We start from the raw sequence: 13,631 nt of genomic DNA, 5'->3' as shown, positions 1-13,631 counted from the left end.
TCCGCTTCCCTAGAGCATAGTCCCTGACAGGATGCGCAATGCAGCTGGCGACGAATGGCATGGGCTACCTGCAGCGGGCCGGGTGGTGTATCCTGCGGACTTCATTATGTGCAGATAATTCCGGCAGCCGGCATCACCCAATCAGGGCAACCCCCTGTCATGCCAAGGCCGCCCGTGCGCATTACCCAATGTTCATCGAGTACAGACACCCCAACCATGCAAGAACAGTATTCACCCCGCGATATTGAAGCTGCCGTCCAGGCCGAATGGGATAAGCGCAAGGCCTTTGAAGTTCATGAAACGCCCGATCGCGAGACCTTCTACTGCCTGTCGATGTTCCCCTACCCCAGCGGCAAGCTGCACATGGGGCACGTACGCAACTACACCATTGGCGATGTGATTGCCCGTTACCAGCGCATGCAGGGCCGCAATGTATTGCAGCCCATGGGCTGGGATGCCTTCGGCATGCCGGCGGAGAATGCGGCGATGAACAACAAGGTCGCCCCGGCTGCCTGGACCTATTCGAACATTGATTACATGCGCAACCAGCTGAAAAGCCTGGGACTGGCCATGGACTGGTCGCGCGAATTTGCTACCTGCACCCCGGAGTATTACCGCTGGGAGCAGTGGCTGTTCACCCGGTTGTTCGAGAAAGGCATCATCTACCGCAAGAACGGCACAGTGAACTGGGATCCGGTTGACCAGACCGTGCTGGCCAACGAGCAGGTGATCGACGGCAAGGGCTGGCGCTCCGGCGCCGAGATCGAAAAACGTGAAATTCCGATGTACTACTTCCGCATTACCGATTATGCGGAGGAGTTGCTCAGCTCGCTGGATAACCTGCCCGGCTGGCCCGAGCAGGTCAAGACCATGCAGCGCAACTGGATCGGCAAGTCGGTCGGCATGGAAGTGCACTTCCCCTATGACCAGGCCAGCGTTGGCCAGGCCGGCAAGCTCAAGGTCTTTACCACCCGCCCTGACACCCTGATGGGCGCAACCTATGTCGCGGTTGCCGCCGAACACCCGCTGGCCAGCATTGCCGCCACTCAGAATCCAGCCTTGCAGGCCTTTATCGAGGAGTGCAAACGTGGCGGTGTCGCCGAAGCCGATATTGCTACCCAGGAAAAGAAGGGGATGCCAACCAATCTGTTCGTCGAGCACCCGCTGACCGGCGAGAAACTCCCCGTCTGGGTCGCCAACTATGTGTTGATGAGCTATGGCGAAGGCGCAGTGATGGCGGTTCCAGCCCATGATGAGCGCGATTTTGCCTTTGCCCTGCAATACCAACTGCCGATCAAACCAGTTATCCGCACCTCCGCAGGCGATCTGACGCCCGCACCCTGGCAGGAGGCCTACGCGGAAAAAGGCGAGCTGATCAATTCCGATGAATTCAACGGCATGGATTTCTCCAGCGCGTTTACCAGCATTGGTGACGTACTGGAACAGAAGGATCTGGGTAGCCCTCGCACCCAGTTCCGCCTGCGCGACTGGGGCATCAGCCGCCAGCGCTACTGGGGCTGTCCGATCCCGATCATCCACTGTGACAGCTGCGGTGATGTCCCGGTACCCGAAGATCAACTACCGGTAGTGCTCCCCGAAGACGTGATCCCGGATGGTGCGGGCAGCCCGCTGGCCAGAATGCCCGAATTCTATGAATGTACCTGCCCGCGTTGTGGCGCGGCAGCCAAGCGCGAAACCGATACCATGGATACCTTCGTGGAAAGCTCCTGGTATTTCGCCCGCTATGCCTCACCTCACTTTACCGACGGCATGATAGACCCGGCAGCCGCACGCTACTGGCTGCCGGTGGACCAGTACATTGGCGGTATCGAGCATGCGATTCTGCACCTGTTGTATGCGCGTTTCTTCCATAAACTGATGCGCGATGAGGGCCTGGTCGACTGCGACGAGCCGTTCAAGAACCTGCTGACCCAGGGCATGGTGATCGCGGAAACCTACTATCGTCTGCAGGATAACGGCAGCAAGAGCTGGTTCAACCCGGCCGACGTTGAGGTCGAGCGCGACGCCAAGGGCAAGATCACCGCCGCACGTCTGGCCAGTGACGGCCTGCCGGTGGAGATTGGTGGCATTGAAAAAATGTCCAAATCCAAAAATAACGGTGTTGACCCGCAATCCATGATCGACCAGTTCGGCGCCGATACCTGCCGCCTGTTCATGATGTTTGCCTCACCTCCAGACATGAGTCTGGAGTGGTCCGACTCAGGCGTTGAAGGGGCACACCGCTTTTTGCGCCGGGTCTGGCGTCTGGCCAGTCAACATGTAGCGGCTGGCAAAACCACTGATCTCGATCTTAGCAGCCTGAGCGAGGCGCAAAAGAATGTGCGCCGGGCCATTCATCTGGCGATCCGCCAGACCAGCCAGGATATTGGCCAGCATCACAAGTTCAACACCGCGATTGCGGCGGTAATGACGCTGATGAATGTGCTGGAAAAGGCTCAGCAGGACAGCGAGCAGGATCGCGCCCTGCTGCAGGAAGGGCTGAATACCGTAGCCCTGCTGCTGGCCCCCATCGCTCCGCATATCAGTCAGGCGCTGTGGCAGTCATTTGGCCATGATCAATTGATCATTGATGCAACCTGGCCGGCTCTGGATGCCTCGGCGCTGGTGCAGGACAGTCTGCAACTGGTCATTCAGGTCAACGGCAAGCTCCGCGGACAGATCGAGGTGCCCGCCGACATCAGCCGTGAACAGGTCGAAGCAGTCGCCCGGGAAAATGAAAACGTACTGCGCTATACCGAGGGCCTGACGATCCGCAAGGTGATTGTCGTTCCCGGCAAGCTGGTCAATATTGTCGCCAATTAAGATGCAACGGAGAAGCACCATGTCCCTGAACTACACGCGCCAATTGCTGGGCACCTCGGTCATTGCCTTGAGCCTGCTGCTCAGCGCCTGCGGCTTTCAGCTGCGCGGCACCGGCGTTGACAATGTGCAACTCGAAGAGCTGCGTCTGAGTGCGCGCAACAGTTATGGCCAGACCTACATGCAGGTCCGCGAGGCGCTGGAAATCGACGGCGTACGCTTGTCTGACAGCGCCAACTATCATTTGCAACTGCTGGATGAAAGCCAATCACGCGATGTCGTCAGCTACACCAGTCGTGCTACGCCTGCAGAGCTGGAACTGACCAGTCGCTTGACCTTCCAGGTCAGCGACAAACAGGGCCGCGCACTGATTGGTCCGGAAACCCTGAGCGCACAACGGGTGTTCGTCAACGACAAGGACAACATCATCGGCAGCAGTGAAGAAGAGCAACTGCTGCAGCGCGAAATGCGTCGCGACCTGACCCGACAAATGCTGTTTCGCCTGTCCAGCCTGAGCGAGAGCGAACTGGCCAGCCGTGAACAGGCCCTTGACCAGCAGGCGCGATAATCGCGCATGAAAGCCAGCCCGGCCCAGCTTGAACGGCTGCTCGACAAGGGTTTGTCGCCGGTCTATGTGGTCAGCGGTGATGATCCGCTGTTGAGTGGTGAAATCGCTGACCGCATTCGCCTGGCCTGCCGCCAGGCCGGCAGTGAAGAGCGTCAGGTCTTTCATGTCGAGCGCAGCTTTGACTGGGGCCAGTTGCATGATGTCAGCCATAGCCTGTCGCTATTTGCACAGAAGCGTTTGATCGAGTTGCGGATTCCCGGCGGCAAACCCGGTGATGAGGGCGGCAAGGCCCTCCTGCAGTGGCTCGAGCAACCACCGGAAGACACCACACTGCTGATTCTGTTACCCAAACTGGATGGCAGCACCCAGCGCAGCAAGTGGGCCAAGGGCCTGATCGAACACGCCCATAGCTGTTTTATCCAGATATGGCCCATTGAAGCCCATCAGCTACCCGGCTGGATGCGCGATCGACTGGCCAGTGCCGGCATCAGCGCCAGTCCGGAGGCCATTGATCTGCTCAGTGCTCGGGTTGAAGGTAATCTGCTGGCGGCCAGCCAGGAGATCGAGAAACTCAAGCTGTTCTGCAGCAACGGCAAACTGGATCTCGATACCGTGCAACAGGTGGTGGCCGACAGCGCCCGCTTCGATGTCTTCAATCTGTCTGATGCCCTACTCAAGGGTGATGCAGAACAGGCCTTGCGGATTCTTCAGGGGCTGCGCGGCGAAGGCGTTGAAGCGCCGATCATTCTCTGGGCACTGAGCCGCGAGATCCGCAGCCTGGCGACCATGGCCATGGACCTGCAACGCGGCATGGCGCTGGAGCGGATTTTCTCCAGTCAGCGCCCACCGGTCTGGGACAAACGCAAACCACTGCTGACGCAAGCCTTGCAACGGCACCCAACCACTGCCTGGGAACGCTGGCTACGCGATGCCCAGTCAATTGACGAGCAGATCAAAGGGCAGCAGCCCGGCTCAGCCTGGGACGGCTTGACCCGTCTGGCACTGGCGGTCTGTGGCCTTGCCATTCTTGACGGCGGCACGGCCTGAATAACCTCTAGCACCTCACCTCACCTTCAACGCAACAGCAACAGCGGGCGCGAAGTACTGGCAAGCATGCTGGTGGTGGTGCTGCCGACAAAAAACTGGCGAATGCGCGAGTGGCCATAGGCGCCCATGACGATCATGTTGATGTCATGCTCCTCTGCATAGCCCAGCAGGGTTTTCTCGACATCGCCAGCGCGGATACTGGCAATCACGTCATGACCGGCTTTTTCCAAACGAGCCTTGGCTGCGTTCAGCGCTTCCCAGGCATCATTGGTGTCGGCCCCCACCATCAACAGGTGTATTGGCAGCCCCTGAAACAGGGGACTTTCAGCGATCATCTCGATGCCCTTGCGGGTGCTCGAGCCATTATCAAAGGCCAGCATCACACGGCGTGGCTGACGGAACCCACCGGCGGTGACCAGAATCGGCTTGTGCTGGGTGCGAATAACACTTTCCAGGTGGCTGCCCACATGCTGGCCGACACTGTCGCCCTCCTCGCCCTGACGACCCATCACCAGCAGACGAATCTCACCCTGCAACGCCGCCAGCGTTTCGACCAGATCACCGTGGCGCTGGCGCGTGACCGGCTCGGCCACACCGTCAGCAATGGCACGCTCGACCACCGCCTCCAGCATCAGCCGGCCCTGCTCGCGCATCAGCTTGCCGCGCTTTTCATCCAGCTCAGCCAACTCCTGTAACAGATGCTCGCGGCTGCCGAGACCGATATTGCCTGACAGGTCGCTTTGCACCGGAAACTGCGAATGATCCAGCACATGCAGAAAGACCAGGGGCGCATTCAGCCGCAGGCTGGCCCATGCAGCATAATCACAGACCGCCGGTGTTGAGCGTGAACCATCGATGCAGGCCAGAACGTTGGCAGTGGTCACAGCATTCTCCTTGTTATTAACCATGGTCAGTGACCCATCAGCTTGTCGACGGCATCTGCCTTGTCGTGCACAGCAAAACGGTCAACGATGGTGGCACTGGCCTCGTTCAGGCCAAGCACCTCGACCTCAGTACCCTCGCGGCGGAACTTGATCACCACCTTGTCCAGGGCGGCGACCGCCGTGATATCCCAGAAGTGCGCCCGACTAAGGTCGATAATCACCTTATCAAGGGCTTCCTTGAAATCAAAGGCAGCAACAAACTTGTCCGAAGAACTGAAGAACACCTGCCCCACCACAGTGTAGCTGCGCTGGCGACCATGACTCTCGACCTGACTACCAATGTGCAAGTAATGCCCCATCTTGTTGGCAAAGAACAGCGCCGCCAACAACACCCCTACCAGAACGCCGTAGGCCAGATTATGGGTTGCCACCACCACCACCACCGTAGCGACCATGACGATATTCGTCGATAACGGGTGTTTTTTCAGGTTGATCAGTGAATCCCAGCTGAACGTACCGATCGATACCATGATCATCACCGCAATCAGTGCCGCCATGGGAATCTGACCAACCCAGTCACCGAGAAAAACCACCATGACCAATAGCACCACACCGGCAGTGAAACAGGACAACCGGGTTCGACCACCCGACTTCACGTTAATGACTGACTGGCCGATCATGGCGCAACCGGCCATGCCGCCCATCAAGCCCGCACCAATATTGGCAATGCCCTGACCCTTGCATTCGCGGTTCTTGTCACTGGAGGTATCGGTCAGATCATCGACAATGGTAGCGGTCATCATCGACTCCAGCAGACCCACAACGGCCAGCGCTGCCGAATAGGGAAAGATGATTGCCAGGGTCTCAAGATTCAAAGGCACATCTGGCCAGAGAAAGATCGGCAAGGTATCGGGCAGTTCGCCCTTATCGGAAACGGTGCCTATATCCAGACCAAGGTACATGGCCAGACCGGTCAACAACATTATGCAGATCAACGGAGACGGTATTACCAGGTCACGGGTCCAGCGAAACAACAGCAAAAACAGTGCAGCCCCGACAGCCAGCATCATTGCGCCCATCCACAGTTGAACGGTTGCAGCAATCAGCGCAAAGCCAAGGATCAGGGTCAAGAGTCCAATACCGGGAATAGTCTGTCTGCCCAGCCAGGGCATACCGTATATCAGCGCCAGGCCCAGAGCCGTCATGGCATAAACATGCCAGGTCACGTTGTCCAGTTCACGTAACTGCGCGAGGAAAATAAGAATTGCCAATGCATTGACGAAACCGGTTACTACCGAGCGTGATACAAAACGCATCAGACTATCCATTCGCAGATAACCCGCGGCAATTTGCAGAATGCCACACAGAATGGTGGCCGCCAGCAGGTACTGCAGGCCGTGGTCACGCACCAGCGTAACCATCAACAGCGACATGGCGCCAGTGGCAGCGGAAATCATGCCCGGCCGACCGCCAGTAAAGGCAATCACCACGGCAATACAGAAGGAGGCGTAGAGGCCGACCTTGGGATCTACTTCGGCAAAAATTGAAAAAGCAATGGCCTCGGGAATCAGTGCCAGGGCTACCACAATACCGGCCAGCAGATCACCGCGAATATTGGAAAACCATTGGGCGCGAACATTATTAAAAAACGTCATGGGGATTATCCGTACGAACAACCAGAGTATCAGTCAAACCAGCAAGACAAGCAGTCCTGTCTGACCGCAGAGGCTGGCAAAGGCTTGGAGTAAAAACGCAGGCGGGTAGCCGGCGGAATGGGTGTTCCGGGGCTAAGGTGGCGTGACGCCAAGAAAGCATTTCTTCAGCACAATCTGACCGGGGTGTTTGAAAAGGGCATGCACTTTAACACGCCGAGCCAGCCCCGGCCATGACCGGGGCCAATCATACGGCCTAAGCAGCAGACCGAGCAGGCGTCACACGCTGCCAGACTGCGTGAACACACTGAACCACCAGGGCACCCAGACAGTAGATCACCAAAAAGGGATCCAGCAGGTAATCCCAGTAGTTATTGGACGGTTTGATATCCAGCAGGAAGGCTAGACTGGCGACCAGCAGCATAAGAATACCAAGGTAGGACCTGAGCACAAAAAACGCCAGGGTCAAGGCGCCAACGGCGACGATCAGCAGCCGTGGATGATAGCCCCAGCGATAGGTGTCAAACATGCCCACCCCCATGGCCGCCGGATAGAGCACCAAACCCAGCACGCCAAACCCCAGCCACAAAGGCCACTTCTCCTTTGCGCCCATAGGCTGCACGTATCCAAGGCGTATCGATACTGCAATCACCAACCAGATCATGGTGGTGATAGCCAGATCGTCAGTCAAGCCGCGTAACAACCCAGCCAGAGTCAGGCCCGTGGACAGCGGAACCAATGCCACCAGTAACAGGGCAAAGAGAACGGACAATCGGTAGCCCTTGGGCAACCTGCCCAGAGGTAACAGCAAAAATACCAACAGGGCAAAGGTCAGAACGGACTGCCAGCTTGCGATAATCATTGCTGTGACTCCAGCCAGGCGGTATTGAAGGTGACATGCTTGATGAAACTGTTGTTCCAGGAGTACACCAGATGAAACAGTCCATCCTGGCTGCGAATGATATAGGGGTACTCGTAATCGAAATCACAGAGCCCGTGACGACACACCCTGGCCTCAAACAAGGTCATGTAATCATCCACCAATTTCTGCCGACTGCGCCCACTGGCGTCGAGAAACTTGTCTCGCAACAAGGGCGCGTATTGCTCCAGCGGAATCAGGTCGCCTTCCTGGTCTGTCGATTCATCCAGGGTATTGACCAAAGTCCACTGCTCCAGACTGAAGCTGGCCTCATCCAAGGTCAGACGAAACCGACCATCCACCAGATTATTCTGCGCAACCAGCAAGGTATCACGGTGTGAACGAACCGCCGCCAACGATGAGTTGGGATTCCAGGGGGCCACGTCGTATTCCTCGGTCCAGGTTTGTCCGGCATCCTCGGTGATACTGGCCAGCACATGGCCTCGACGACCGGCGTTACGCAGCAGTGCTACCGCGCGCCGATCATCCAGCGGTACCACCGTGGGCTGCAGACTGTTGGTACCGTCGGCTATGCGAAACTTGTCAAGGATCCGGCCGTCACTGTCCAGATACAGATACTCGGGAAATTTGCCGAGAAACTCGTGATAAACAGGCAGACCTATTGAGCCGTCAGCATGAAACACCGGCGCCGTTCTGACCAGCGTACTGATATTGATAAAGGGCGATGTAACCAGTTGCCGGGGAGCGGTCCAGGTGACACCCATGTCATCCGAATACTGGGCATTGATAGCGCTGCCTGCCCAGCCTCCCAGGGAAACCGAGACATAAAACAGCCACAGACGGTCATCCGGGGCCAGCGCTACCACAGGATTTCCCAGCTTGCGTATGGGTTTGCCGACCGCGTTGCGAGTGGACTCACGGCTCGCCAGAATAAACTCATCACTCCACTCACGGCTGCTGTGGTCATAGCGTGCAGCTCGAATATTGACGTCAGCTGCTCCCTCGCGACTACCCGCAAACCAGACGCTGAGAAGATCACCGCCCTTGAGCTCGGTGATCGATGACGAGTGCACGAATTCGTCAAGATCGCTGGAGACAAAGCGCCGCTCAATCATGGGTTGCCCGTCTGCTTCGGCCGCAGGGAACGCAGGATTGGCGAATCCGGCCATCTGATAGGATGGATTCAACCAGGCAACCAGGACAAAGAGCAAGGCGGCAAAAAGGAGCAAGGGCCACTTGAAGCGGGATAAATCAGACTGCAGGTTTATCAAAGCCATATTCTCTTTTCAGATGGACAATTCAACGATCCATTGGTACGTCAGTTACTGCGCTCAAACACCCAGGTTTGAGCCAACAGGCGGCGCAATACAAACCCTTGAGCCAGAATGCTATTGACCAGTTCAACGGTCGCCAGTTCGCCAATATCAGGTGTGTGAATCTCGACCATCAACAAACGCAATTGATCCGGCAGCCTGGTTGGGAACAAGCCCAATTCCCCACCCTCGATATCGAGAATCAGCACCGATGGCTGCAAACGCGCCAGCACCTCACCCAGGCGTAGGGCCGGCACGTCTTCGCAACGATCGGCCAATGCGGGTGTCAGACTGCTGCTCCACCAGTACTCAGGGTAAAAGCCGAGCTCAATCCTGTTCCCGGCGAAGCTATCCGGCACCACGGCAGCATCAATCAACTCCAACTGCTGGCCATTAGCGGCGAATGTCGCCTGGATTTGTCCGTGCATCTGCGAATTGGGTTCAACAACGGTCACCGGACGGCCAGAACGCATGCCTGCCAAACTGCCGGTCACCCCCGCCCCGCCACCGCATTCCACAACCCTGTCCCCGGCCTGTATCAGTTGGTCAATCAACTGCAAGTCAGCCTGTTCGTAATCGCCCAGGGAAAAGTAACAGGCCATGCGCGGACTGAAGCCGGCATCAACCGGCAGTAACAGCGGAAAATGCGGGTGCTCGAGTAAAGTGGAAGACTCCAGAGAGCCAAGCCACTCTGCGAAGGCGCTTACCTGCACTGTTTCTCCTGGTGTTTCCTGCGGCCATTGCGCCAATCCCCGGCGCATTACCAATTCCTGTCGCTCGGCAATCTGCTCGGGCGACACAAGGTGATGGGTCATATCCTGGTCCCTGTTTCTGAAGCAATCTTCAGGCAGCAATCAAGCCAGACGCTGATATGGCGGATTACGCGATTCATTGCCAAGGCAAATGGATTCTGCACTGAACTTCAAGCGCTATCCAAGTCAAACCCATTGATCGCAATACGGAGATACAATCGACTCTGCAAGGGTTGCAGAACTCAGTTTACAGCGCGCTGAGATTAACACCGACTGCCGGCAACAGCCAGTTCACAGCAGTCCGTCAGGCTTATTTCAATCTCCATTGCCCTGAGCTGCATGCTAAAGTTGCCCCCTGAAAACAATGTGGAAAATCATCATGCCATTCATGTCAGCACCGCTGCGCCGCCAGACTGCCCTTGCCACCCTATTCACGGGCCTCTTGGCCGGCAGTCTCAGCGGATCTCTGACAGCCTCACCTGTCCCTGTCGTCGAGGATACGGTATCGGCAACCAGCTTTGCCGACTGGCAACGCGACTTCCGTGGTCGGGCATTGGCTGAGGGTATCGCTGCCGACCTGTTTGACCGCGCATTCACGGGTGTTCAACCGGACCCGGCCGTCCTGCGCGCCGACCAGAGTCAACCGGAATTTACTCGTCCCGTCTGGGCCTACCTGGACAGTGCCATTTCGCCGCAGCGTCTGGCTACCGGCAGACAACTGTTGAGCAGCCACGCCAGCACACTGGAAGCGATAGAACAACGCTATGGGGTTGACCGTCATGTGCTGGTGGCCATCTGGGGCCTGGAAAGCAATTTTGGCGGCAATATGGGTGACCGACAGGTGGTCCGCTCACTGGCCACTTTGGCCCATGCGGGCAGGCGCCCGGATTTTGCCCATACCCAACTGATCGCGGCCTTGGAAATTCTGCAACAAGGCGATATCAGTCCCGAAGCCATGCTTGGCTCATGGGCTGGCGCAATGGGTCAGACCCAGTTCATTCCAACCACCTACCTTAGCCATGCCGTGGACTTTGACGGCAATGGCAAACGCGATATATGGAACGCCTCAGCCGATGCGCTGGCCTCTGCGGCCAACTATTTGAGCAGCTCGCGCTGGCAGACAGGGCAACCCTGGGGTTTTGAAGTGCATCTACCGGATGCCTTCGACTACACGCTGGCCGACACCAGCATCCGCAAACCCATCAGTGAATGGCGTCAGCTCGGCTTGCTGGATGCCAAGCAAAGCGCGCTGTCCGACCACCTCGACAGCCAGCAGGCCAGCCTGCTGCTGCCCGCCGGACACCGTGGCCCGGCCTTTTTGGTACTGGCGAATTTCCGCAGCATATTGCAATACAACAACTCCACCAGCTATGCCCTGGCCATTGGCCTGATGGCCAGCCAGCTTAAAGGCCAGGACACAGTCATCGGCAGCTGGCCAGTCGATGATGAACCCCTGTCACGCAGTCAACGTCTGGAACTGCAGGAGCGCCTGCAAGCCAGCGGATTTGAGCCTGGCGGCATTGACGGCATCATCGGCGCCAATACCCGCCAGGCTATTCGTCGACTGCAGGTCAGCCTGGGCTGGCCAGCAGATGGCTATCCGACCCTGGCCTTGCTGGAAAAGCTCCGCCAATAAGCTTTGGCGGAGACTGTCCGGCACCGGAGCCTGTGATAAACTGCACCGCACGCTGCCGGCAGCCTGGTCGGTTGCCGCCCACAGATCCGCCTCACAGGAGCTCTGTTCTTCGATGACTGACCAACCTTCAAAACCCGTCGCCAGCGGTGAAAAATTCCGCACTGCACAGGGCATTACTGCGATCAAGGATGGTCAGAAAAAGCGCTCTGCCAGCGCTCCGCTACAAGGCTTCGAACCCAAGCCGAAATGGCTTAGAGCCAAAGTGCCCAGTGGTGAACGATTTGAAGCGGTCAAACGTAATGTCAGCTCACACAAACTGAGTACCGTCTGCCAGGAATCGCACTGTCCGAACATGGGCGAATGCTGGTCCAACGGTACCGCTACCATCATGTTGATGGGCTCGGTTTGTACCCGGGCCTGCCGTTTTTGCGCCGTTGATACCGGCAATCCGAACGGTTGGCTGGATGCGGATGAACCAGAAAACACGGCAAAATCCGTCGAACTCATGGGCCTGCGTTATATCGTCCTGACCTCGGTTGACCGTGACGACTTACCGGATGGTGGTGCAGCGCATTATGCGGCGGCAGTAAGAGCCATCAAACGCCGAACCCCCGAGGTTGTGGTTGAGGCCCTGACCCCTGACTTTGACGGGGATCTGCTGGCTATCGAAGGGGTGGTCGATTCAGGGCTGGAAGTCTTTGCCCAGAACGTTGAAACAGTAGAACGCCTGACCCATGTGGTGCGTGACCCACGTGCTGGCTACGAAAAGACTCTGCGGGTGTTGGCCCATGCCAAGCAGCATCGCCCGCAGGTCATTACCAAGACCAGTCTAATGCTGGGCTTGGGTGAAACCGACGAGGAAATCCTGCAGACCTTCGATGACCTGCGCGCCATTGGCGTGGATATCGTCACCCTTGGCCAGTACCTGCAACCGACCCGCAATCACCTGCAGGTGCAGCGCTGGGTCAGCCCCGAGGAGTTCAACCGTTACCGTGATATTGGCCTGGCCAAAGGCTTCATGGAAGTTCCGGCAGGTCCACTGGTACGCTCCAGCTACCGTGCCGATCGGGTATTCGAAAAGAACAATCTGGGTCTGGCCGAACCGGCAGCAGTGCCGGGGCAGGCTGAATCCAAGATTGCCAACCTGATTCCTCTGACCAGCCTCAACTAGACTGCCTCAGTAACATCCAGGGACGCCCTGAGCGCCTGCTCAAGCCGTATCTCAAGTTCAGCCATGGACGGTGATGCCGGCAGCAGGTCGCGCATCTGTGTCATTGCCAAACCGGCATAGCCACAGGGATTGATGCGCTGAAATGGCTGCATGTCCATATCAACATTCAAAGCCAAGCCATGAAAGGAGCAGCCGCGCCGGATGCGCAGCCCGAGCGAGGCAATCTTGGCCTCGCCAACATATACGCCAGGCGCGTTCGCCTTGGGCGCAGCACAGAGGCCATAAGCGGACAGGACACTGACCAACGCCTGTTCCATAGCACTGACCAGGTCACGCACACCCATGTCCCGGCGGCGAATATCCAACAACAGGTAGGCTACCAACTGGCCGGGCCCATGGTAGGTCACCTGCCCACCGCGCTCGACCTGCACCACCGGGATATCCCCGGCTGCCAGCACATGCTCGGCCTTGCCGGCTTGCCCCTGGGTAAAGACCGAAGGATGCTGCAACAACCAGATTTCATCCGGCGTATTGCAGTCCCGCTCAGCGGTGAAGCGACGCATGGCCTCCAAGGTAGGCAAATAGTCCACCAGCCCTAGCCGACGACACAGGAGAGGGGGTGTCATCACAGCACCATATGCACCTTGCCGGTCGCCTTTAGCTCGGCATGCAGTGCCTGCAGTTGCTCAGGGCCGGTAGCATGAATTTCCAGCCTGACCGACAGAAAGCGTCCGTTCTTGCTGTCCAGCACCTCGATCAGACGGGTTTCCTCGCCTGGCGCGTGCTGCTCAACGATCCGCACCACCAGGTCGGCAAAGCCCTCCTCGGCGGTCCCGATCACCTTGATCGGATAGCGGCAGGGAAATTCGATGCGTGGGGCATCAACCGGCTTATCGGTCATCACAGGC

12 protein-coding genes are annotated in these 13,631 nt (G+C 57.8%); 5 read left to right on the top strand and 7 right to left on the bottom strand.

Annotated elements, in window-relative coordinates:
• Positions 1 to 216 precede the first annotated feature (216 nt).
• The 3 genes from leuS to holA are packed head-to-tail and all read left to right on the top strand — an operon-like array spanning position 217 to position 4,435.
• Entirely contained in the window at positions 217 to 2,823 is a 2,607-nt protein-coding gene (gene leuS, locus AC27HQ_RS04325) for a leucine--tRNA ligase (RefSeq protein WP_487154767.1), read from the top strand.
• Between the two features lie 19 nt (positions 2,824 to 2,842).
• Entirely contained in the window at positions 2,843 to 3,388 is a 546-nt protein-coding gene (locus AC27HQ_RS04320; RefSeq protein ID WP_487154766.1) for an LPS-assembly lipoprotein LptE, read from the top strand.
• A gap of 6 nt (positions 3,389 to 3,394) precedes the next feature.
• On the top strand, positions 3,395 to 4,435 hold the full coding sequence (holA, locus tag AC27HQ_RS04315; protein WP_487154764.1) for a DNA polymerase III subunit delta: 1,041 nt from the start codon (positions 3,395 to 3,397) through the stop codon (positions 4,433 to 4,435).
• Between the two features lie 26 nt (positions 4,436 to 4,461).
• On the opposite strand, the gene AC27HQ_RS04310 is transcribed toward holA, so the two are convergent.
• The 5 genes from AC27HQ_RS04310 to AC27HQ_RS04290 all read right to left on the bottom strand — a co-directional run bounded on the left by AC27HQ_RS04310 (position 4,462) and on the right by AC27HQ_RS04290 (position 9,979).
• Complete coding sequence (locus AC27HQ_RS04310; protein WP_487154763.1) at positions 4,462 to 5,343, bottom strand: universal stress protein; 882 nt, start codon at positions 5,341 to 5,343, stop codon at positions 4,462 to 4,464.
• Between the two features lie 2 nt (positions 5,344 to 5,345).
• Entirely contained in the window at positions 5,346 to 6,974 is a 1,629-nt protein-coding gene (locus tag AC27HQ_RS04305) for a SulP family inorganic anion transporter (protein ID WP_487154762.1), read from the bottom strand.
• Between the two features lie 253 nt (positions 6,975 to 7,227).
• A complete protein-coding gene (locus AC27HQ_RS04300; RefSeq protein WP_487154761.1) occupies positions 7,228 to 7,833 on the bottom strand; it encodes a hypothetical protein in 606 nt (201 codons plus the stop codon).
• Positions 7,830 to 9,128 carry a sialidase family protein gene (locus tag AC27HQ_RS04295; RefSeq protein ID WP_487154760.1) on the bottom strand — a complete coding sequence of 433 codons (1,299 nt, stop codon included), beginning with the start codon at positions 9,126 to 9,128 and terminating at the stop codon, positions 7,830 to 7,832. Before AC27HQ_RS04295 ends, AC27HQ_RS04300 begins: the two co-directional genes overlap by 4 nt.
• 41 nt (positions 9,129 to 9,169) lie before the next feature.
• Positions 9,170 to 9,979 (bottom strand): class I SAM-dependent methyltransferase, encoded by an 810-nt coding sequence (locus AC27HQ_RS04290; protein WP_487154759.1) that lies wholly within the window; start codon positions 9,977 to 9,979, stop codon positions 9,170 to 9,172.
• Positions 9,980 to 10,304: 325 nt separating this feature from the next.
• On the opposite strand from AC27HQ_RS04290, the gene AC27HQ_RS04285 reads away from it, so the two are divergent.
• Together AC27HQ_RS04285 and lipA are read left to right on the top strand one after the other, a co-directional pair.
• Positions 10,305 to 11,552 carry a lytic murein transglycosylase gene (locus AC27HQ_RS04285; RefSeq protein WP_487155012.1) on the top strand — a complete coding sequence of 416 codons (1,248 nt, stop codon included), beginning with the start codon at positions 10,305 to 10,307 and terminating at the stop codon, positions 11,550 to 11,552.
• A gap of 112 nt (positions 11,553 to 11,664) precedes the next feature.
• The gene (lipA, locus tag AC27HQ_RS04280) at positions 11,665 to 12,723 is read left to right on the top strand and encodes a lipoyl synthase (RefSeq protein WP_487154758.1); all 1,059 of its coding nucleotides are present in this window, start codon (positions 11,665 to 11,667) and stop codon (positions 12,721 to 12,723) included.
• Here the strand turns inward: lipA and lipB are convergent.
• Both lipB and AC27HQ_RS04270 read right to left on the bottom strand, forming a co-directional pair.
• Positions 12,720 to 13,349, bottom strand: coding sequence for a lipoyl(octanoyl) transferase LipB (lipB, locus tag AC27HQ_RS04275; RefSeq protein WP_487154757.1), 630 nt, complete (start codon positions 13,347 to 13,349; stop codon positions 12,720 to 12,722). The genes lipA and lipB overlap by 4 nt on opposite strands.
• On the bottom strand, positions 13,349 to 13,624 hold the full coding sequence (locus tag AC27HQ_RS04270) for an HP0495 family protein (protein WP_487154756.1): 276 nt from the start codon (positions 13,622 to 13,624) through the stop codon (positions 13,349 to 13,351). The genes lipB and AC27HQ_RS04270 overlap by 1 nt, the downstream gene beginning before the upstream one ends.
• Between the last annotated feature and the right edge of the window lie 7 nt (positions 13,625 to 13,631).

It is taken from the genome of Halopseudomonas sp. 4NH20-0008 (assembly GCF_057548395.1).
Note: the sequence above shows the minus strand (reverse complement) of the source record. Positions and strands in the feature narration are given on the sequence as shown.